The organism is Sunxiuqinia dokdonensis, assembly GCF_001270965.1.
Taxonomy (GTDB): domain Bacteria; phylum Bacteroidota; class Bacteroidia; order Bacteroidales; family Prolixibacteraceae; genus Sunxiuqinia; species Sunxiuqinia dokdonensis.
The window spans coordinates 1-21,713 of sequence record NZ_LGIA01000160.1; the positions used below are offsets into that span (position 1 = coordinate 1).

At 47.5% G+C, this 21,713-nt stretch carries 16 protein-coding genes and 1 pseudogene; 4 read left to right on the plus strand and 13 right to left on the minus strand.

All coding sequences use genetic code 11. From position 1 onward, the window contains the following. Positions 1-174 precede the first annotated feature (174 nt). From NC99_RS12045 to NC99_RS12110, 13 genes are all read right to left on the minus strand, one after another. On the minus strand, positions 175-870 hold the full coding sequence (locus NC99_RS12045; RefSeq protein WP_053183998.1) for a hypothetical protein: 696 nt from the start codon (positions 868-870) through the stop codon (positions 175-177). A gap of 12 nt (positions 871-882) precedes the next feature. Further along, positions 883-3,654, minus strand: a complete 2,772-nt coding sequence (locus NC99_RS12050) for a phosphoenolpyruvate carboxylase (RefSeq protein WP_053184000.1) — start codon at positions 3,652-3,654, stop codon at positions 883-885. 318 nt (positions 3,655-3,972) lie between these two features. Next, a complete protein-coding gene (locus NC99_RS12055; protein ID WP_204374982.1) occupies positions 3,973-4,515 on the minus strand; it encodes a CHRD domain-containing protein in 543 nt (180 codons plus the stop codon). A 154-nt stretch (positions 4,516-4,669) separates the two neighbouring features. Then, positions 4,670-5,458, minus strand: a complete 789-nt coding sequence (cobA, locus tag NC99_RS12060) for a uroporphyrinogen-III C-methyltransferase (RefSeq protein ID WP_053184002.1) — start codon at positions 5,456-5,458, stop codon at positions 4,670-4,672. 60 nt (positions 5,459-5,518) lie between these two features. After that, entirely contained in the window at positions 5,519-6,346 is an 828-nt protein-coding gene (locus NC99_RS12065; protein WP_053184005.1) for an NAD(P)H-binding protein, read from the minus strand. An 11-nt stretch (positions 6,347-6,357) separates the two neighbouring features. Then, positions 6,358-7,098 carry a uroporphyrinogen-III synthase gene (locus NC99_RS12070; protein ID WP_157624843.1) on the minus strand — a complete coding sequence of 247 codons (741 nt, stop codon included), beginning with the start codon at positions 7,096-7,098 and terminating at the stop codon, positions 6,358-6,360. A gap of 5 nt (positions 7,099-7,103) precedes the next feature. Next, entirely contained in the window at positions 7,104-8,801 is a 1,698-nt protein-coding gene (gene cysI, locus NC99_RS12075) for an assimilatory sulfite reductase (NADPH) hemoprotein subunit (RefSeq protein WP_053184063.1), read from the minus strand. 117 nt (positions 8,802-8,918) lie between these two features. Then, a complete protein-coding gene (locus NC99_RS12080; protein ID WP_053184009.1) occupies positions 8,919-10,712 on the minus strand; it encodes an assimilatory sulfite reductase (NADPH) flavoprotein subunit in 1,794 nt (597 codons plus the stop codon). 5 nt (positions 10,713-10,717) lie between these two features. Further along, entirely contained in the window at positions 10,718-11,176 is a 459-nt protein-coding gene (locus NC99_RS12085) for a precorrin-2 dehydrogenase/sirohydrochlorin ferrochelatase family protein (RefSeq protein ID WP_053184011.1), read from the minus strand. Positions 11,177-11,180: 4 nt separating this feature from the next. Beyond that, positions 11,181-11,411, minus strand: a complete 231-nt coding sequence (locus tag NC99_RS12090) for a DUF2061 domain-containing protein (RefSeq protein WP_053184013.1) — start codon at positions 11,409-11,411, stop codon at positions 11,181-11,183. 1,075 nt (positions 11,412-12,486) lie between these two features. After that, positions 12,487-14,064, minus strand: a complete 1,578-nt coding sequence (locus tag NC99_RS12100; RefSeq protein ID WP_053184065.1) for a glycoside hydrolase family 43 protein — start codon at positions 14,062-14,064, stop codon at positions 12,487-12,489. Positions 14,065-14,083: 19 nt separating this feature from the next. After that, complete coding sequence (locus NC99_RS12105; protein WP_053184017.1) at positions 14,084-16,165, minus strand: hypothetical protein; 2,082 nt, start codon at positions 16,163-16,165, stop codon at positions 14,084-14,086. A 126-nt stretch (positions 16,166-16,291) separates the two neighbouring features. Continuing rightward, positions 16,292-17,125, minus strand: coding sequence for an alpha/beta hydrolase (locus NC99_RS12110; protein WP_053184019.1), 834 nt, complete (start codon positions 17,123-17,125; stop codon positions 16,292-16,294). A 273-nt stretch (positions 17,126-17,398) separates the two neighbouring features. On the opposite strand from NC99_RS12110, the gene NC99_RS12115 reads away from it, so the two are divergent. The 4 genes and pseudogenes from NC99_RS12115 (at position 17,399) to NC99_RS12130 (ending at position 21,572) form a co-directional block, all read left to right on the plus strand. After that, entirely contained in the window at positions 17,399-17,827 is a 429-nt protein-coding gene (locus tag NC99_RS12115; RefSeq protein ID WP_157624845.1) for a hypothetical protein, read from the plus strand. A gap of 118 nt (positions 17,828-17,945) precedes the next feature. Continuing rightward, positions 17,946-18,677: pseudogene (locus NC99_RS22570) on the plus strand (efflux RND transporter periplasmic adaptor subunit); the annotation flags it as partial. Positions 18,678-18,708: 31 nt separating this feature from the next. Next, positions 18,709-20,403 (plus strand): efflux RND transporter permease subunit, encoded by a 1,695-nt coding sequence (locus tag NC99_RS12125; protein ID WP_204374984.1) that lies wholly within the window; start codon positions 18,709-18,711, stop codon positions 20,401-20,403. Next, positions 20,400-21,572: a TolC family protein gene (locus tag NC99_RS12130; protein ID WP_053184027.1), complete on the plus strand. Its 1,173-nt coding sequence runs from the start codon at positions 20,400-20,402 to the stop codon at positions 21,570-21,572. Before NC99_RS12125 ends, NC99_RS12130 begins: the two co-directional genes overlap by 4 nt. Positions 21,573-21,713: the final 141 nt, after the last annotated feature.

The window sequence follows — 21,713 nt, forward strand, 5'->3', positions numbered from 1 at the left end:
TGCTGTGTTTCTATAAACATTCGATGCCCGCGGCATCGAAAACGTGCCCGGTTCAAAAAGCTATCATTTCTATTATTGATCGGATGACTCGAAGTCATCCGATCAATTAGCCGAATAGCCTGCCAGTGAGGGCTTCATCCGAAATAAAACCCTCGCGAAACAGCGGCTTTCCACTTACAGCGCTTCGAAATACTTCACTTGCAAATAATCGGGCATATCGAGGGGGGTGTTCAAAATCATGGCGCCCAACAAAATGATTTGTTCGGCCTGAAATCTTTCTTTGATTCGTGTGGATTGGCTGACGACAAACGCGTGGCTCTCTTCAAACAAGATATTGAGCAGGGCCAGCTCGGGCTGGTGGCGGGGAATCGTGTCCAGCTTGGGAGCGAGCATTTGCCGTACCCGCGTTTGCTGGTAGTCGTCGGCTTGCTGCTCTGTCCCAAGCTGCTGACCGTTGAGCAGCATTTGGTAGGCGCCAAAAGCCGCCCCGCACGAAAGGGTGTCGCGGGCCTGGCCCGGCCGGTGTACATAGCCTAAGCTATTTTCGGTAATCCCCAGGTGTGGCCCAAAAAAGATGAAGGCGGTTCCGGCATCGGGAATGTGATCGCCAAATGCGTTGAATCCGGTTTCGCCGGTAAACGGATAGCCCGTGAGGCCACCCAAATGAAAGACGTGTCCGAAAAGCTCGCGGATTTTTTCAATCACGGGGTTGTTCAACTCGTCGGGGCAAAGCGAAACTGCCGCAATCGTCTGATCCACATCCAGGCCATGCGCTTGGGTCATGAGCTGGAAATAACCCTCCAGCACTTGTTCAAAAGGCGCTGCGTCGGGAAAAAGCGTTCGGATACGCTTATCAATTGTACTACTCATTTTCAATCGTTATTATCCGGTTGATCCAAGGGCGTTGGCAATGGCGTTAACGCATTGGAGCAAAGCAAACAGGTGATCATCTTCTCCGGGCAATTGCTTGCTGCGGCTGTTTCGCCATTTCCGGAGGAGCTCAATTTGGGCTTCGTGCAAATGATTCAGCGCTTCGGCCCGTAAGAGCGTTGAAAAGTAATGATTTTTTCTCCGTTCCTGAAACGGTTTCTGAAGTAGTTCGGACAACATGTCGCGGGTCAGCTTCAATTCCTGACTGATTTTCCTCATCATCCGGTCGCGGATCGCCACGTCTTCAACCAAACCAGCATATTTTGCCATGATGCCCTCGTCGGTGGCCGCCAGGCTCGAATCGAGGTTGGTAACGACGTAGCGGACAAATGGGTGGTACTTGACCAGCTTACGCAACTGCTCAAACTCAGGCGAATTTTGCGTTTGCATTTCCTTGAGGGTCGATCCCACGCCGTACCAGCTGGTAATGTTGAAGCGCGACTGCGCCCAGCTAAACACCCAGGGAATGGCGCGTAAATCGTCCATGCTCCGCTTGCCCGTCCGCCGGGCCGGACGCGAACCAATCTTGCTCGACTCAATGACATCAATGGGCGTGGCTTCGGCAAAAAATCGAATGAAATCGGGATCGCCAATCAGGTCGCGATAAAAGTCGCGTCCGCGTTCGCCCAACTTATGAAACAAGTCGGCCACCGCGTCATTTTCTTCCGGCAAGTGTTTGTGCAACAGGGTTTGCGCCGTGACGCTGGCCAGCATCAATTCGAGGTTGTAGGCGGCGTTCACCTTGTGTGCATATTTGCGCTCGATGGTTTCGCCCTGCTCGGTTACCCGCAGTTTTCCGTTGATTGAACCCTGTGGCAAGGTTTTCACAAACCAGTGCGAAGGCCCCGAACCGCGACTGATACTTCCGCCGGTGCCATGAAAAAACCGGATAATCACGCCATGCTTCTGCCCCACTTTGGTGAGAGCTTGCTGGGCTTCGTGTAAAAACCAGGAGCTGGCTAATATTCCGCCATCCTTATTGCTGTCGCTGTAGCCGATCATCACATCCTGGTAAAGTATGTCTGATTTTGCCCGCTCACTTTGGTATTTCAGGCTGTTCATCACCACCGGATGGCTCAGATAATCATCCATAATTTTGGTGCTGGCCTGCAAGTCTTCAATGGTTTCAAACAGCGGGACCACCGGCAATTTGGCCGCGAGCAAATCGCCATGTTTTAAAGTCATGCCCGCTTCGCGCATAAACAAATAAACAGTCAGCAAATCTTCGGTGTTGCGGGTCATGCTAATAATGAACTTGCCAATGGACCGGCGACTGTATTTGTTGATGTGATTGCTGACCACCTGGAAGCTTTCAATCACATTACGGGCTTCTTCGCCCGTACCGGAATGATCGACCAAAAAGGGGCGGTTGATGGTTAATTCCTTGTCCAGAAAAGCCCTCTTCCCCCCGGTAACTGCCTCAATCCTGTTTTCCTTGCTTTCGCCAAGCGACGCGGTGACCAGCTGCGAAAGCGCTTTTTCGTGGTACTGGCTGTTTTGCCGGATGTCGAGTTGGGCCAGGTGGAAACCAAAAACCTGGAGCAGTCGCTTGCAACGGCCCACATCAACCTGCGCCACTTCGGGGATTCCATATTTCTCCAGTTCATCGGCCAAAAAATCCAGGTCTTCAACCAACTGATCCGAATTTTGATAACTGTTCGCACGATCTTCCAGGGTCATATTGTATTCCTGGCTCAAGTCAATCGGAAGTTTATGAAGCAAAAGTTGCACATACGCCTTAAAAACCTCTTTCTTATGTTCCTGAAGAATTCGTTGCCCATCCCCCGACAGCTCCTTAGACAAGTGAGCTACCCGATCGCGAAATGCTTTGCCAACCTGTTGAATATCGAGGTAAATGCTTAGTTTTTGCGCCAGGGCAAGGAGTTCTTTTTTGACAATGATAAAGGCATGAATCCGCAACTTATTCAGGGTCATCCGGGTAATTTCGGCACTCACCAGCGGATGCCCGTCGCGGTCGCCCCCTACCCAATTGCCAAACGACAAGCCGGGAAACAGGTCGGTGTCATTCAGCAGCGCAGCGTCGAAACCCGACTCTTTCCAGGCCTGTTTCAGACGTTTATCCAGAAAGACAACCACGTCAGGAAACACATCGGTCAGGTAATGCAATATATTATCGAGTTCCGATTCAAGCCGGGGCTTTTCGATGTAAATTTCGCCAATGTTCCATAAGCGATGAAGGATTTGCTTGATCTCGTCGCGAATGTCTTCCCGCTCAATTCGCGTGTACATTTGGTTTTCGCGTTTCACCAAGAGCAAATACAACTTTCGGTATTCCTGCAAAACCACCGAACGTTTGGCCTCCGTCGGATGCGCGGTAAGCACCGGTTCAACCAACACTTCGGGTAAAACTTCCAGGATTTGCTTTTCAGAAATTCCTTTTTCTTTTAACATTTTGAAGTTGATGGCCCACAAACCATTGACCCGGCTCATGTTGTCCTGCTCTTTTGCGCGGCGACTTTGCACGGCTCCGTTCACCTCAACCAGGTTGAGCAGCTGGAAACACATCGAGAGCAGGTGAATGTAATCATTGCTAAGCAGCAGCTTTTCGTCCGGCTGCCGTGGCGAATTAATCCAGGGAATCAGGTTCACCAACTCTTGCTTGCCGCTCTCAGCCAATACTTCGGAAAAGCACTGTAGTAAAAACTCCAAATCATCGTAAGGTCTCCCCAGTGCATTTTGTACTTGTGTGAATACTGATTTCATATATTTATCGTTTCAAATCAACGGTGTATAATTCTCGTACCAACCTTCATCGCTTTTTTGTGAACATCAAACCGGCTATTGCCGGAAAACTCGCCCCTTACAAACAGTCCCTTGGGCATATACCGTGTTTTCCATGGCTCGATTTCTGGTCTTCTTTTTAATCTTTCAGCAGATAAACAGCTACAAGGAAGCATCAGTTCAAAAAAAGACAAAGTAATCCGCCCGCCGCAGGGCCGGGAATTTGCCAAACGGCCATTCACGAAAAAAACAAAGCCCCCCAAATGTTTGAGAGGCTTACCAATCGTAGCTTGTTCCCGATTATTTTCCACCGCTGATTTGCCCGCGAATTTCACCACCTGTATACATGGAGGTATGCACATTGACGTAAGTGTTGCCCCATGCCATCTGATCAAGCAAATCTTTAAGCTCGCCTCCAGCTAAAGCACCAACAAGGTCACCCGCCGTAATCTCACCTTCGGCCAAAATTCCGTTCGTCGTTCCGGGAATCAGTATTGGTGGAGTTCCTGCGGGATACAACCAGGCCACCACTCCCCCATTTTGACCAGCCGGTCCCATGTGGATGTGTGCCATCAAAACATCCTCAATATTGGCAACAATCAGCTTATAGCTCAAGGTTTCGCCATCTTTGCTTAGTTGAAACGTGGCTTGTCCGGTAGCCATGGATTCCACAGGAGGAACCTCCTGATCGGAAGAGAGATGCGCCCGGAAATTCCGCGTTATTTTCATTTGGGCACTTTTGAGTTCGACATCCGTCTGGAAATCGTCCTGCAACTCGGTTTTTTCGCACGAAGAAGTAAACACCAGACTCAAGGCAAGGAAAAACAAATAGACTTTATTCATAACACGAAGATTTAGATGTGTTTATATGCTTGATACTTTCTAAATCCTCAAATGTTTCGAAATTAAGACCAAAACATCTTTTTCTAGCGAAGATTTTACAATGAACCATAAGAATTCATGAAAAACAAATGGCTACCAGGGTGTTATTAAATTATTACAGAATGGAGGTACTGTTCACCTGATGAGCATGGGTTCCAATAAGAATAACAGAAGGCATGGGCGGTTCGATTTGGTTTAAGTCTGACTCAATGTTGCCCAGGCTCGATGTGAAGAGCTGCTGATCGGGATGCCCGACCCTGCTGACAATTTGCATGGGAACATCGGACGACACGCCGCGGGCCATTAATTCGTTGGACAGAAGTACGAGGTTTTTCAGGCCCATATAAACCATCACCGGAGCGTTGGCTTTCACGATCGAAGCGACTTCATCCATATTTTCAAAACCACCATTGCGCTTGTGCCCCGTGTAAAACAAGGCCATACTATTAACATTGCGCAGGGTAACCGGAATGTGGAAGCAAGTGGCGGCTGCCAATCCCGCCGTGATGCCCGGCACCACCTCCACCCGAAGATTTTGCTGTAAACAAAAAGCCAACTCCTCGGCCCCGCGCCCAAAAATAAAAGGATCGCCCGCTTTCAGGCGTACCACGCGCTTGCCTTCGCAGGCAAATTGCTTCAACTGCTCATGAATTTTATCCTGACGCTCCGTTTGGTGTTGTCCGTCCTGGTAATGCTTTCCGGCATAAATCTTACGGGCCTTGGGGCTGGCCAAATCCAAAATAGCAGTTCCGTGCAAGGCATCATACAAAATAACATCAGCCTGCTCCAGTCGGCGCAGGGCTCGTACAGTAAGCAAGTCCGGATCTCCAGGGCCAGCGCCCACAATTGAGATCAGATGACCTTCGGATTGCGATTCCGGAATTTGAAATTTCGAATTTGACATGGAAATTTTGTTAGACGCAAACGTCAGCAAAAACGTGAAAATTTGGGTACAAAAATAATTCTAACCAATATGAACCACATTCAAATAATCCAGGGGGCTTGGGTATTTAAATTCGTAATTCAACTGATGAATAAGTTTGCTGCTATCAACCAACTTAAACGGCACTTGCTCATGGTTAAACTCTGGAGCTGCGATACCGGAAACCTCCGATGCCCGCTCGTAAAAATTCTGCCGGGTAGGATGCACCGGACAACAAGCATTAAATGTTTCGCCCCAGGCCTCTTGATCAATGATTTTCAGAATGATGCCGATACAATCGTCCTGATGAATCAGGTTGACCGGTTTGAGTCCGCTTACCGGATCGACTTTTCGCTTCAGGAAACGTGCCGGATTACGGTCTGCACCAATCAGCCCGCCAAAACGTATGACCGTCGTTTTGAAATTCCGGTTTTCCGACAACAGTAATTCGGCCATCACCAAGGCTTTTCCCGATGGTTTTTCTGGAAGTAAGACATCCTCCTCGGTGGCCTTTCCGCCCAATTCGTTGTAAACCGAAGTCGATGAAATAAACAAAACACGCGGCACCCGGTGCTCTTCCAGCAAGTGAACCAATTGTTTGATTTGAGCCGGGAAAATGGTTTCGATAAAATCGACCCGCCGTGGAGGAATCGCGACAATTACGAGATCGGTGTCGAAAAAACGAGGATCTTTGAGTTGTACTTTTTCTTCATCCAACACCAGGCTGTAGGGTTCGATCCCCGCGGCACTTAATGTTTTGAGCTTCGAGCGTGTTGTCACCGAGCCTTTCACCTGAAATCCTTCAGCGATCAACTTTTTTGCCAGGGGAAATCCCAGCCAGCCACAACCTAAGATCGATATTTTATTCATCTTCAAACGATTTATTCAATGATAATCCGGTGTTTGGGCTCCGGCTCATTGAGTTTTTCAGTAATTCGCTGAATGGCATACTTTACAAACGACAGTTCTTCTTCCTCATGCGATTCGAGCACTAAGTTAGGAAATTCTGCCCATGCTGCCTGAGCTGTGCGGTTGCCATTGGCCAACACCGGGGCTTTGGGCGGCGGAAAATTGCCCGATGCCTTGTAACTCTTGATAGCGCTTTCACTGAAAAACAAGTAGCCATCAAACATCTCGTTCATCATGATTTCGATGGAAGTATTTTTATACACCTCAACCGAATGCCAGTCCAACTGATTCTGATCCAGCAGTTCAGGAAGCGGATTCAGCGATTTGTCACCACGCAGGTAAATTACCTTGGCACCGTCATTCTGCTCAACCAGCAATTCGGCCAGCGAATAGGCGTTCAGCGATTTTGGCCGAACAACGCGCACACCACATTTGGTTAAAATCCGCTCCTGCTTCTCAGAAAGACAATACACCAGATCATCTTTTTTCATGCCTATTTTCAAGGCAAAACGTAAGAGCCAATGTGCCGCATAAGAGCTGGTAACCACCCATTTTTTTTCCGAATTCTGGATCGAATTAAAAAAATGAATGTCAGGTTTCCGGTATGTAAGCCTGACCAGGGGCTGTTCAATAAACTTAATCTGTTCGCTAACCAACCATTTGCGGGTTAGCGCCGAAAGTCTTCTTCCAATAAAAATTGCCGGTAATTCCATGGTTTTCAATGTTTAAAATCTTTTCCTTGCTTTGTTTCTTTCACATATTCTCTCCGAATAACGAAATCACCGAATCCTTCGCCTTCACTCCTGTTCTTCGCATAGTCTGCAATGATCGGCCGCAATTCAGCAAGTATTTCCTCTTCCGAGAGTGTTTCTTTGTAGAGGGTATTCAATCGGGTGCCGTTGAAATTTCCTCCCAAATAGAGGTTGTAATGGCCCAGCGATTTTCCGATGAAACCAATTTCAGCCAAATACGGACGCCCACAGCCATTGGGGCAACCGGTCATCCGAATGACAATTTCCTGCTTGGTCAAATCGTGCTCGGCCAGGATGGCTTCTATTTTATCCATCAGCGTGGGCAGGTAACGTTCAGCCTCGGCAAAAGCCAGCCCGCAAGTATTCAGAGCAACACAGGCAATTGAATTTTGCCGCAGCCCCGACAATTGCACCGGCCAAACACCATATTTTTTCAAAATCCGGTTGACTTCATCCTTCTCGCTGGTGTTGGCAATTATCAGGTTTTGGTTTCCAGTCAGGATAAACTGCGCATCGCCAACCTTTTTGGCTACTTCGCGCAAGGCTGTTTTTAACTGAAGGGCTTCTGTGTCTTTTACCCGGCCACCTTCAACAAACAAGTTCAGGCTCCATTTCCCGTCTGTTCCTTTTTTCCAGCCATAGCGATCACCGTTCCGCGAAAACTCATACGGTTTGGCAGGCTGAAGTTCGTAACCCAGGTACTTGTTCACCTCCGTTTTAAACCAGTCGAGCCCGTTGCGATCGATGGTATATTTCAGCCGGGCTTGCTTGCGGTTGGTCCGATCACCATGGTCTTTTTGAACCAACACCACTTTTTCTGCCACTTCAATGGCCTGCTCCGGCGTGCAAAAACCAATCACATCGGCCAGGCGGGGGTAAGCTTCCGGAATCCCAAAAGTTGACCCCAGGCCACCGCCGGCTGTTACATTGTAGCCAATCAGCTTCCCTTTTTCTTCGATGGCAATAAAGCCCAGATCCTGCGAAAAAATATCCACATCGTTGTAAGGAGGAATGGCCACACCTATTTTAAATTTCCTGGGCAGGTAACGAATGCCGTAAATTGGCTCCACTTCTGTTTTGCTGTCAGCCACCTTTTCCTTGTCAAGCCAAATTTCGTGGTAAGCCTTTGTTTGCGGCATCAGGTGAGCCGAAAGTGCACCGGCCAATTCGTAAACGGCAGCATGCAAATCTGACTCGGCTGGATTGGCATGCGACATCACGTTGCGGTTCACATCGCCACAAGCGGCAATGGTATCCAACAAAACTTCGTTAATTCCTTGAATGGCAGGCTTCAGTTTTTTCTTAATCACCCCGTGCAACTGAAACGCCTGACGCGTGGTCAGTTTCAAGGTGCCATTGGCATGTGTATCGGCCAGCCGGTCCATCTGAAGCCATTGCTTCGGGCTGGTAACTCCTCCGGGCAGGCGAACCCGTATTAAAAAAGAATAGGCCGGCTCCAGCTTTTGGCGCTTGCGTTCTTTCTCCAGATCGCGGTCGTGTTGCTGATATATGCCATGAAATTTTGACAGCTGCGTGTCGTCGGCAGCAATTGCTCCGGTTACCGGATCAGCCAGACTTTCAGCCAGGGTTCCCCGAAGATAATTGCTGTCGTATTTTATTTTCTCAACTTCAGCCAGCTTGCTCCAATCAATTGTTTCGCTCATCTTATCAGTGTTTTTTGTACGGTAAGGCATCCTGGTGTTAATGCTTACTACCAATACGCTTTTATACTTATCAATGTTCAATCAAAAAATTAAAATAATTTACTTCCCGCAACGCTTTTAGTACACGTCAGCCATAAAGCGCTTTTCCTTTTTCAGCTTTTTGAAATAAGCCCTGGCCTTTTTGTCGGTCATACCACCCTGTACTTTAATGATATCCAGCAGTGTGACCTGAACGTCTTTCGCCATGTACTTCATATCGCCACAGAGGTAAAAACTGGCACCGTTTTCGAGCCATCGGAATAATTCTTCCTGCTGCTCTTTCAGCCTGTGCTGAACGTACACCTTTTCCTCCTGATCGCGCGAAAAAGCCAAATCGATCTTTTCGAGATATCCTTGTTTCAGGTATTTCTGCCATTCGAGTTGGTAAAGAAAGTCAGAAGAAAAGCGGCGCTCGCCAAAGAACAGCCAACTTTTGCCTTTCTGCCCGGCGGTTTCGCGTTGTTGCAAGAAGGCCCGGTAAGGCGCAATGCCGGTTCCAGCCCCAACCATAATGATGGGACTGCCATTGGCAGGTAGTCGAAAACTCGGGTTTTTATCGATGTAGATCAGCACATCATCATCTACTTCCAGCCGGTCGGCCAAAAAAGTGGAGCAAGCGCCGTATCGTTGCCGCCCTTTGTTTTCGTAGCGCACCCGCGAAACGGTGATGTGAACTTCATCCTCATAGGCCTTTTGGCTCGATGAAATACTGTACAAACGCGGTGGCAGCGGACGAAGCAAATCCAAAAATTCGGTGGCTGTCAGTTTGGCCGGAAATTCATGTAACAGGTCCAGCACATCATGACCGAACAGATATTGATCCAGTTTGGCTTCATCATCAACGATGGACTGAACCCCGGAAGATCCAGTCTTTTCGGCATATTTCTGAATCACATCGCGCGTGAGCAGTGTAATTTCGTAGTGATGTTTCAGGGCTTCGTTAAATGGCAGTTTTCCGATCCGGGTTTCCACGACTTCATTATCGATCACACCCAAGGTCGAAATAATTTCCTTGACCAATTTGGGCGGGTTCTGAGCGATGACACCCAAGGCATCGCCCGGTTCGTATTGAATTCCTGATCCTTCCAATGACAGCTCAAGGTGATAAACTTCCTTATCAGATTCGCGCCCGGTAATGCGAACTTTATCGAGCACTTTTGATCGAAACGGATTCTTCCTTGAGTAGGTATTCGTTTCACCTGAAGTAACCACTTCAGCAGCAGCCTGCCCAGGCGTTTCCGGTTGAAGTTTTGCCAGCTCATCCAGTACGTCGGTCGTCCATTTTGCGGCATCTTCCTCGTAGTCCACATCGCACATCACGATCGGAACCAACTCATTGGCTCCAGCATTTTTAAAGGCGTGGTCGATATCAATCCCGGTTTGGCAAAATAGTTTATAGCTCTTGTCGCCCAAAGCCAACACCGAGTAGTTCAAACCTTCGAGTTTTGGCGCCCGTTTTCCGGTGACAAAGGCATGAAAATCTTCCGCCATTTCGGGTGGCTCGCCTTCGCCATGAGTGCTGACAATCACCAACAAGTTTTTTTCGTCTTTTAACTGCTTGGGTTTGTAATCGTCCATCGGCTTCAACTGGCAAGCAATATTCCGGGTACTTCCTTGCTCGCACAAGGCTTTGGCTATCGCTTCGCTACGACCGGTATGGGTACCGTACAAGATGGTTAACGGCAATTTTTCAACGGCGACGGCCGAATCAGACTGGCTGACACCAGTAACGACCGAACCTACAGCAACACTTCCGGCCAAGCCCTGAAAATAACCGCTCAACCAAATTACCTGCTCCGGCTTAGCTCCCTGTGTCAATTGCTGCAAAGCTTTCAACTGAGCTTCGTTTAAGGGGGAAAGTTGAATACTCATCTCTTTTATTCTTTAAGTGTTTTGGTTTCTAAAAAATTTTTGATTTCGTTCCGAATTCGAATCGAGGCATAAACATCTTTGGCATTGGAACTGACAGCTACACGAATGTCACCATCCTGATAAATGGCCGGTGAAACGAATTGACACAAGGCCGGCTGGTCGTGAATGTTTACCAATACGCCGGCATTCCTGCCGTCGCGGGCAATTTGAGCATCCAGTTCCGGATTGTTGGTGCACGAATAAAACATCAGAAAGCCTTTCAAGTCCACCTTTTCATAAGCCTTCACCGTATAAGGAACATCGCTGTTCTTAATCTCATCGCACACCTCAAGGGCAATAACTTCAACATAAGCATCAAAACGCTTCAAAATCTGAATTTTGCTCCAGGCCGATTGTCCGCCACCAATGATCAGGATCTTTTCACCGGCTATGTTGATTGCGATAGGCAAATAATTTTTTTCCATATTGCTAAATTTGATATTCAATATCAGACTCATCTATCCGTCCGAACTTGATCTTGTTCCAGGTGCGCTCGTGGAAATAGTACAGCACCATCTTGGTAAACAGTTCAATTCCACCAATCGTTACCGCAAACTCCAGCTGTCCAATCACCAACCAGGCAATCATAATGGTATCCAGGGTTCCAACTGTTCTCCACGAAATTGTTTTAATAACACTGCGATAAGCTTTTTCTCTCATTCTATTCTGATGTTTATTGTTAATAGCATAAAAAAAGCCCTTCTGGGTTACAGAAGGGCTTTTCCTATGATGTTATTTCAACTTATAGTAAGTTCATATCTTTTTCCCCTTCTGCATAAAAAGACCACAACACATACACATCATAGTACATGTCATTTTCATCATTTTATTTGCAGAAGTATGGGCGTTCATTTGTCTTTTTTTATCTTTTTGACTGTTTTCGACTCAATTATTAAGAAACGAAGAATCTTGGTGTTTGATGCCGTCAGTATAGCCTTGTCTTTTATCCTAGCTTTACACTTGCATTTCGGGTCAAAAATAGCGACATCTTTTTCAAAACAAAAGATTTCGAAGTGTTTTTTTTATTAAATCTGCATTAAAAATCATAAACAACTATCAACCAATGCTTTTATTTTTAAAATTATCACCGAAAACTTCCTTTGACTTTCAATTTGTCAGTCATGAGCAAGACGGATGTTATATATTGAATGTTCGTTTGAGTTTCGCAAACGTTGTGCGAATCGTGCTCAGCGAGTGTCATTTCCCCCGGGCTGATGTTTGACGCGCAAAAATAAAACAAGAATTAATGATCCCTGCAACTCCTCTATTTTGAACCGGCACCCCGGACAAAATGTAAATGATCCCTATTTGCTTCTTAATAAAAGGATCTCAAAAAGGGCTAATAACGAAAGATTTTCGCTTTTGTCCCGCTTCTGATTTTGATATTACATCAGCATCAGAACAATATCATTTGTGCCACTCACAACATCCAGTTTCTCGGAAGAATCTCTGCAAACAATTGGGACAATACCAAGAATCGGCGTGATTTGCGAAGAAGAAACACCTTGATCATCATGAACATAAACAATCGATGAAAAAGATGTGCGAGTGAACCATAAGTTCCGGGATTTTGTTCCGTAAACCGCGGGCGGCTTCTTACCGCTCACCATTTAAAATTTTCTTCGTCCTCAAATCCTCGATCTTAAACCTATATGCGAAATAATCCCACCAGGATTTCTGATGGGATTATTTGCTTGTCAACCAAATTTAGACAAGATCAAAAGGCTAAAAACTCCTATTTAACTTTCGTCAGCTGGTCACTTATTTTAAAATAGTCGAAATCCACATACCCACCGGTAGTTTCAGTAGCATAATTGAACAAACCAAAGCGGTAGCCCATGAAATGCGGAAGCGTGTAAGCCATTTGCAAGGGTTCGCCAATTGCAGTCCACTGCTTGCCATCAAGACTGTAGTAGAAGTAAGCTTTGTCGGTGCGCTCTTTAAAATCGCAATCAATTTTTAAGTGGACTTTCTTCTTGTCCAAAGGAATTCGGTCAAGCTCAACTGGCTCATTCGTTTCGGCACTGATCATCACCAGGTATTTCGTCCCTTTTTCCATTTTCACACCCACCAAGCCATATCGACGTTGCAAGGCAATAAAACCGGCGCAATCGCCATCTTTCATGTTCGACACATCCATTGAAACAGCCGCGGAGCTCTCGGGGCCAAAAGTCCGCTGGGTCAACATATTTCGGGCCTGAAGCACATCACTGTCAACGCGCCCGGTGGTCAGCCTCAGGTGACCTTTCCGTTCCGTGAGCGACCAATAACGGTTGTCCGGGTTATGATTCCATTGCCAGGCCAAAGGCAGCGTGTTGTCGCCCTTTTTCCGCTTAAAAAAGTCGGAAGCCACAATCTCTTCCACCCCGATATTTTCAACTGGAATGTCGAGCGTATCGGGTACTTTGCCATCGATTCCCAACACCGGCCAGCCATCTTCCCACTTCATCGGTGTTAGATAGGGAATCCGGCCAACGGCGCCGTAGTCGCGAAACAGATAGGCATACCAGTCGCCTTCGGGTGTATCAATAATACATCCTTGTGCAATTCCCCGGTCACGCAAAGCTACGCGCCCTTCGTAGGGGCCCGTAATTTTATCGGCGCGGTGAATCACCACGGTTCGCATTCCGTTGCGCGGCCAGGTGATGTTGAACAGGTAATATTTCCCTTCGTGCTTAATCAGCTGTGAACCTTCGGCATGGAGCATCAGGTTTTCTGCAGCAACTTTTCCGGCATCGGGCACAATAATCTCGTTGATTGCTCCCTCCTTGATCCCCGACACGTCAGCTTCCAACTCAACAATCCGAATGTCGCCACCCGCATACAGCATGTACACACGCCCATCGTCGTCGAAAAAAAGCGAATGATCATGCAAAGAGGGCGAAAAGCTTGTGGCCTTCCAAGGCTCATTTTCAGGATCGCGGGTAGTGAAAACATGGGTTTTACCCGAAGTAGCCGAAAAAGTGGACACATAAAAAACCCCCTTGTGGTAACGAAGACTTGGCGCCCAAGAACCTGCTCCGTAGGCGTTGTTCCCGTTTTCGAGTCGCATTTTTTCGTTATCAACCAAAGTATCATAGGCATAGCTTACCAACTTCCAGTTTACCAGATCGTGCGATTTCATAATGGGCACGCCAGGTGCCATGTGCATGGTGGTGCTGGCCATGTAATAAGTATCACCAACTCGAACCATCGCCATATCAGGCACATCGGCATGAATGATTGGATTTTGCGCACGCTGCTCCTGAGCAAAAACTTCAGCTTTAAGCATCAGGAATAGCATCGCCAATACCAACAAGTATGTTCGTTTCATTTCCATCGTTTTTAATTGGTTATTCAGCAGAGAACGTCACTTCGTAGGTCTTTACGATTCCTTTATAGTCGCATGTTACAACAGCTGCATCTGACCTCGACTTCGCCTGTTCAACGCTTACTTTCACATCATTTGTACTGCCCGAGGCTGTTACGGTTGGAATTTGGCTTGAACCCGAAGGAAGAGTGACCTTGGCTTCATACAAATCGTACCCCACAATGCCATTTTCATTGGTTGAACGAACCGGAGTAGCCGGCACTTCAATGGCTTTTCCATTGACCGCAATATTTACGGCAGGCGCAACCGGACGCTCAATTTGCTTTTTGTTCGAACTGAAACCCAAGCCGATAAAATCGAAGAGTGCGCCTGCCTCGGTACTTTCAGCCACCAGGAAGATGGCGTGTTTTTTGTCTAACTGATCCACAAAATTTGAAACATCAATTGTAAATTTTGTGGTTTCTGGTGTTGCATTGGCCGGAACAACGATTTCGCCAATCTTCTTCCCTTTCCACGCCGCATTATCCCAGGGACCATCCAACCAAACGTTCACCTTGAAGCTTTTGTCAGTCTTGGGTGAAAGGAAAAGGTTGAACGCCGTTTTGTTTCCTTTTTTAGTTCCTTCGAAAGCTTTCAATCCTTTGGTGTCTTTGTCAAGTCCTCCAAAACCAAAATATTTGAACCCAACGATGTTGCCATTTTTCATATTCGTGATGGGCATATGATTATCCCAAATATCCCACGAATCTTGCTGGAGCCCGACATCTGAAAGATAACACGCGTATCCTGCCGAATAATATTGATACGGATCGAGACCATAGATATGGAAACCTTCGGAAGTTACTTCAGCGCCTTTGTATTCATTTCCCTGGCTGTCTTTCAAAGTCCAAATCTGATCTTTCGCGTAAGGATCATAGCCTCTGATCACAGCACTTCCACCTTCAGCAACAGGCTTTTCGTCCCATTGAATCGTTACTGGTGCCACTACGGCCTGGCGTGCAAAACCAAAATTTCTGGGTGGCCTGTGGTAAAACACATACCATTGTCCGTTGATCAACTCAATGCTGCCATGCGTATTGTGCCCGCCGTTGGCCGTTTCAATTTTAGAACCATCGCGATTCAAAACCGGACCACGGGAATCGACCAAAACGCCTCCACTTTTCCATGGGCCCAGTGGCGAATCGGCAACCGCATAACGCAAGGTCGAGTTTGAACTGCCTACGCCGTATTCCGGCCCTGAGTAACCACTAAAAACGGTAATGTACTTATTGCCAACCTTGCGAATTGACGAAGCTTCGAAAAAATTGAACGTACCCAAATCCTGGTCCGGATAAACGTTTGGATAGACCGTGCCCTCCGGATCTCTGATTACACCATACCTGGAACTGGCGGGAAGAAGGTAGTCGATTATTTCGGTTCCCGGACGCAAAGAGTACATCGTATTCTGATCCAGCTGGGCGGCCAATGATCGTTGAAAGCCCCAGTATCCATAGGCCCTGAAGCCGATTTCAAAGTCGGGGTCGTTGGGGTCGGTCACGTATTCAATATACACCGCAGGGTCGAAACCCATAATACTTCCGGGCACCGTGCGGGTGCCATCTTCTGTCAGGTTGATGGGAGTAAACGGCCCATCGGGGCGACTTCCTTTGGCCACCATGGCTTCCCGGTTCCATCCCCTGCTGTGTGGGTACAAATAATATTCTTTCGTCCCGTCTTTTCTTTTCACCTCAACAAGATCAGGCGCATACATCACATCCCACTGACCATCAACATAGTGGGTAAAGATTGGACCTTCGTCACGCCATTCCGACAAGTTTTCAACCGGAGCCGACCACATCCTGATGTCGGGACCGCAATAGCTGGTAAACCTCAAGTCGTGCGACCCAATAATGTAAGCTCTGTATTTTCCGGGATTGTCGGGATCTTCAAACACGCGGGGCTCGCCATCGGGCAAATGCTCCCACAACGGAAGGTACGGATTGCCCGCACCTTGATGGACATATTTTCCGTCTGCTTTTGCCTCGGACATAAAAATCAATATGGACGAGACTGCCAGTATAAAAACCATGCCCCAACGCTTCAATGCAAATTTTGAATTCTTCATATACAATATCCTTTTAGTCGTTTTTATTTTTGATTGAACCCATTCTTTAGTTTCCAATTCATATCCAGAAACAGCGAATCCACTTTCACGTCTCCGTCCTGCTCTTTCGCAGACATCGCTGCTGCCTTAAAACAGCATCTGCACGTAGTGGTAAAGGTCATCTTTCCACACCTTAAAATCGTGATACCCGTTGGGAATTATGCGGTAGATATGAGGCACCTCGTTGGCCTTGAGGTACTCGTTTGTACGTTTACTCACGTGGAGCAAACCATCTTGATCGCCGCACGAAACATAGAGCAGTTTCAGCTGCTTCCGGGCTTTTTCAGGATCGGGCACCAGCACTTCGGGTGCTTTGGTGTTGGGCGCCGAAGAAAAACCACCGACCCAGGCAAATTGGTCCAAATTACCCAACCCAAAATTCAGCGACTGCCCGCCTCCCATCGATAAGCCGGCAATGGCGCGATGCTCACGGTCCTTTTTAACCGGATAGGACTTCTCAACAAACGGAATCAGGTCGTTCAATAAGTCCTGTTCAAAAGTAGCAAAAGCCTGCACTTTGTCAGGCGCCATAATATTCCCGGTAGCCCGGTCATCTTTCATGGCACGGCCATTGGGCAACACCACAATCATGGGCTCCATTTTGCCCTCGGCATACAGGTTATCAAATATAACGTGGGGCACTCCATTGTTGAACCACTCTTTTTCATCGCCGCCAATGCCATGCAATAAATAAAGAACCGGATACTTTTTGGTTTTCGAGAACCCCGGAGGTGTATAAACAAGCGCTTTTCGGTTGGTCCCAACCGTTTCTGAAGCATAAATGATTGTGTCAATTTTTCCTTGCGCAATATCCGCGCGAACCACATCGAAGCCTTGTGGCGCTTGTTCGGCCGGGCCTTGCGAATAAGCTGTCAGGCCACACAGCAAAAGGAAGAAAGCAGAAAGAACGATTTGTTTCATAGTCTGTGTAAGTTAGTTTTAATAGAATATCAGAACATTAGGATTGTAAAAATAAGCGATTGGCAAAGTCACGAATCCCAATATTAGATATATAATTTTAAAGTTTAGATATTTGAGCACCTTCAACTCATCAAACTGTTTGTTGGCTCATTGTTCACGCAGTTTGTTTTGCACTTTGCTGACCCGTGTAACAGAAAACCGATTGGACCGACTCCAAGCACACAGGCATGCCGATCACGTTAAAACTTCCAGTTTTCGATAAAAAATGTATTTTTGCAAGGCAGCGCAAATGAAATGACTTATATCGGCAAACATATCGGAACTTTTTTTGTGTGGATGTCTATGCTCATTATTATCGGGCACAGTGTTGTTCCGCATCATCATCATTCTGATACGGCAACCTGCCATCATACTTGTGCGCATGACGCGGATGGCGACCAGACTTCGGACGTGGCTTCGCTGACCGGACATCAATGCCAAACATCACACGATCACGATGATTGCGAATCCTGTCAATTTGAAACTACGGCCACCACTCCCCTCACCAAAATTGCGTTAGGTTCTCCGTTGTTAACAAGCGCTTTGCTTCAGCTTGTGATATTTCCCGAGCCTGTTATTGTTTATTTTGATTCGTGGTCGAACCATTATTCCTTCGATTTTACCGACCATTCCCTGTCGCGCGGCCCTCCTGCGCTTGGCTAATTCCGCCCCTTTCATTCTTTTTTCAATTTCAACGCTGGCAACATAACACCCAATCAGGTGTAGGGCATTTTACAAGTTGGTGTCCACTGATTTGTCAGAATCATTAAAAAACACAATTATGCTTAATTCAGGAATTAGAAGAAGACTCGTGACTCCATTGCTTGTGGCCGCTTATCTATTTTTGGGAACTGCTTGTTCGCACAGCCACGATTCCGAAGAACACAATCACGATCATGACGATGAGTTGGCCCAGGAGCACATCCATTCAGAAGGTGACGATCATGAACACGACCACGACCACGAAAACGAACCGCATGCGCATGAGCACGACGAAACCTATGGCGTCATCGAAATCCGTCCAAAAGATTTTCAGGAAGTGATTCATACCAGCGGAAAGATCATGCCGGCTCAAGGCGATGAAATTACGCTGACAGCCACGCATGACGGAGCTGTTGTTTTTGGAAGCAAGGCCCTGTTCCCGGGCGAAACGGTGCGTGCAGGCGAAAAGCTGGTCACCATTTCGGGCAAAGGACTGATTCACGACAACATTGAAACCACCTTTATGGATGCCAAATCAGCCTACGAAACTGCCAAAGCCAACTACGAGCGGGCAGAACTGCTAAACGAAGACAAGATTACTTCGGACAAGGAACTGGCCGAAATCAAGATGCTGTTCGAGAAAGCCAAAAATAATTATGACGCGATCAGGCAAAACTATTCTGCGGGTGGTCAAAATGTAACTGCGTCAACCAATGGATACATCAAGGAGATTTTGGTTTCCGAAGGGCAGTTTGTGAACACCGGCCAGCCGCTTTTAAAACTCACCAAAAACAAGCGGCTCGTCGTTCAGGCCGACGTTCCGCTCGGGTATGGAAGGCCGCATGTTGAAACCACTGGGAATTGCCTACATCGTTTCATTGTTTGCCTCGTTGTTTGTGGCCTTGACAGTGATTCCGGTGTTGAGCAGTTTTTTGCTGACCAACGAAAAACGCCTGCAAAAGCAAGCCCGTGGAAGCCAGGTCGAACGTTTTTTGCGCCATCACTACACCCAAACCCTGGGGACTGCCTTGCGCCACCGAAAAGTAGTGGTTGGCGTTTCGGTTGGCTTATTTTTGATATCGCTGGTGCTCATCTCCGGGTTTGGACGCAGTTTTTTACCGCCTTTTAACGAAGGTTCGCTGACCATTAACACCACGACCATGCCCGGCATCAACCTCGAAGAGAGCAACAAGCTGGGTACAAAGGCCGAACAGGCTTTGCTTGATATTCCTGAAATCACCTCCGTTGCCCGACGCACCGGGCGAGCCGAGATGGCCGAGCATGCGTTTGGCGTCAATGTTTCAGAAATTGACGCGCCATACCAATTGCAAGACCGGTCGCGCGAAGTATTTCTGCGCGAGGTACGCGAAAAATTAAATGCCATTGAAGGAATTACGGTTGAAGTTGGACAACCCATCAGTCACCGGATTGATGCGATGCTCTCGGGTTCGAAAACCAACATTGCCATCAAACTCTTTGGCACCGATCTGAATGACATGTTTCGGCTGGCCAACCAGGTGCGCGACGAAATTCAGGATATTGAAGGCATTGCCGACTTGACCGTAGAGCAACAGATTGAAATTCCACAACTTCAGACTAAACCCAACCGCGAAATGCTGGCACGCTACGGCATTAGCGTCAATGAATTTCTGGAATTTGTGGACTATGCTTTTGCAGGCGAGAAAATATCCGATGTTTTTGAAAACGAACGGGCTTTTGACCTCGTGCTGCGTTTTGATGACGCCTACCGCGATCAGATCGACGCCATCCGGAATGCCTTGATTGACACACCCAACGGACAAAAAATACCGCTTGACTACGTGGCCGATATCCAATCAGCTTTTGGGCCCAACACCATTGGCCGCGAAAATGTGATGCGCAAGATTGTGGTGGCCGTGAATGTGGCCGACCGCGATGTACGCAGCGTGGTGAACGATATTCAGGACCGGATTGATGAGCACATTGAGCTACCCGAAAACTACCACCTGGAATACGGCGGCCAGTTTGAAAGTGAGGCCGAAGCCAGCCGCATTCTGCTAGTCGCTTCGCTGGGCGCGTTGCTCATCATCTTCCTGTTGCTCTATGTCGAATTTAAAAATTCAAAACTGGCGCTCATCATCCTGGTCAACCTGCCACTGGCCCTCATTGGCGGTGTGGTCGCCATCTGGTTCACCTCGGGAGTCATCAGCATTCCGTCCATCATTGGCTTCATCACCTTATTTGGCATCGCCACCAGAAATGGCATCCTGCTGATCTCGCGGTACCAGAGTTTAACCGACCAGCTTGACAGCTTAAAAGCGCGCATTATCGCAGGGTCGGCTGACCGGTTGAATCCGATTTTAATGACCGCACTGACGGCCGCTTTGGCTTTGATTCCACTGGCCCTGGCCGGCGAGAAACCCGGAAACGAAATCCAAAGCCCCATGGCCATCGTCATTTTGGGCGGACTGCTGAGTTCAACCTTGCTAAACAGCTATGTGGTGCCCATCATTTATTATTTATTTCAGAAGAAACACGAAGAAAAAACAGCTTTATGAAGATACTGATCCTGATGCTATCCAGCTTGATTTCATTGACTGCCCTGCCGCAACAAGGGGTGGACGAGTTTCTGAAGCTGGTAGAACAAAACAACAAAGAATTGCTGGCCGCACGGAAACTGGCCGAAGCAGAAAAATCGGGCTTTCAAACCGGACTCACACCCGACAATCCGACCATTGAGTATGGCCATTTCCCCGGAAATCATGATGCCATGGGAACCAAAACGACTTATGGAATCAGCCAGTCGTTTGACTTTCCAACGGTGTATTCCGCCAAGAAAAAACTCGCCGATAGTCAAAGCCAACTCAGCGAGCTGGAGTATCAACTTTTCAGGCGGGATAAGTTACTGGAAGCGAAACTCAAGTTTTACGATTACGCTTTTCTACTCCAAAAAAAGGAGGAATATCAGGATCGGCTGGAGCACTCCAACCGGCTTTACCAGTCGTATCAAACCAATTTCGACCGGGGAAACACCTCTATTCTCGATCTGAACAAAGCCAAGATTCAGAATTTGAAGATAAAGAGCAGCTACCAGCTTGTTTTGCAAGAAATTGAAAGTGCAAGTCAAGAACTGGAATTACTGGCAGGCGTTCCGCTGCAACAGGCCAATGCGGTTCAACTATCCGCACCAAATCTGCCGCCTTTGCCAGAGGTTCTGGAAGAAGTCCGGGCGAAGCAACCTGAGCTTCACTACTTCACGCAAACACAGAAAGTTGCAGACTTAAACATCAAGCTCGCCAGGCAAAACTGGCTGCCCAACTTGCAACTGACCTATGAGGGCGAAAAAGTTCCGGAAGGCACTTATCGTGGCCTGCGTGCCGGCATTGCCATCCCCTTGTGGAAAGACAAAAACACGGTGCAGCATGCCCAGGCCCTGGCTTTGTTTGAAGAAAGCCGCTACCAGTCGCGAATCACGTCCATCATGAATGAAACAACCAAGCGCTACCAGCAAGCTGCAACCTACGCCAACATTCGCCGGGAATATCAGAAAACGCTGGAAGCATCGGCCAACGTTAACTTTCTGGATAAGGCACTCAAGCTGGGACATATTTCCGTGATTGAATATTTTAATGAACTGGCATTTTACTATGAAACACGTGATGCTTTTCTTGAAATTGAAAAAAATTATTACCAGTTTATGGCTCGGCTGTGGGCCTTTCAACTTTAATAACTTGTGCTCGAATAAAATATCGCATCCGGCCCTCATCGCCAGGTCATTCCAACTGCTAAAGCCGAAAACAGGCAGATCAAAACACTTGTTTCCGGCTGTTTTCGAACTTTGAAGTTGTAGCTCAGGGTTTTTCAGAAA

What these genes read in the sequence shown, in the direction of transcription:
- NC99_RS12125 (WP_204374984.1), top strand. Translation starts at nt 18,709, where the DNA reads ATGTTGAAACCACTGGGAATTGCCTACATCGTTTCATTGTTTGCCTCG.
- NC99_RS12110 (WP_053184019.1), bottom strand. Translation starts at nt 17,125, where the DNA reads ATGAAACAAATCGTTCTTTCTGCTTTCTTCCTTTTGCTGTGTGGCCTG.
- NC99_RS12090 (WP_053184013.1), bottom strand. Translation starts at nt 11,411, where the DNA reads ATGAGAGAAAAAGCTTATCGCAGTGTTATTAAAACAATTTCGTGGAGA.
- NC99_RS12085 (WP_053184011.1), bottom strand. Translation starts at nt 11,176, where the DNA reads ATGGAAAAAAATTATTTGCCTATCGCAATCAACATAGCCGGTGAAAAG.
- cobA (WP_053184002.1), bottom strand. Translation starts at nt 5,458, where the DNA reads ATGTCAAATTCGAAATTTCAAATTCCGGAATCGCAATCCGAAGGTCAT.
- NC99_RS12080 (WP_053184009.1), bottom strand. Translation starts at nt 10,712, where the DNA reads ATGAGTATTCAACTTTCCCCCTTAAACGAAGCTCAGTTGAAAGCTTTG.
- NC99_RS12100 (WP_053184065.1), bottom strand. Translation starts at nt 14,064, where the DNA reads ATGAAACGAACATACTTGTTGGTATTGGCGATGCTATTCCTGATGCTT.
- NC99_RS12130 (WP_053184027.1), top strand. Translation starts at nt 20,400, where the DNA reads ATGAAGATACTGATCCTGATGCTATCCAGCTTGATTTCATTGACTGCC.
- NC99_RS12070 (WP_157624843.1), bottom strand. Translation starts at nt 7,098, where the DNA reads ATGGAATTACCGGCAATTTTTATTGGAAGAAGACTTTCGGCGCTAACC.
- NC99_RS12065 (WP_053184005.1), bottom strand. Translation starts at nt 6,346, where the DNA reads ATGAATAAAATATCGATCTTAGGTTGTGGCTGGCTGGGATTTCCCCTG.
- NC99_RS12055 (WP_204374982.1), bottom strand. Translation starts at nt 4,515, where the DNA reads ATGAATAAAGTCTATTTGTTTTTCCTTGCCTTGAGTCTGGTGTTTACT.
- NC99_RS12105 (WP_053184017.1), bottom strand. Translation starts at nt 16,165, where the DNA reads ATGAAGAATTCAAAATTTGCATTGAAGCGTTGGGGCATGGTTTTTATA.
- cysI (WP_053184063.1), bottom strand. Translation starts at nt 8,801, where the DNA reads ATGAGCGAAACAATTGATTGGAGCAAGCTGGCTGAAGTTGAGAAAATA.
- NC99_RS12050 (WP_053184000.1), bottom strand. Translation starts at nt 3,654, where the DNA reads ATGAAATCAGTATTCACACAAGTACAAAATGCACTGGGGAGACCTTAC.
- NC99_RS12045 (WP_053183998.1), bottom strand. Translation starts at nt 870, where the DNA reads ATGAGTAGTACAATTGATAAGCGTATCCGAACGCTTTTTCCCGACGCA.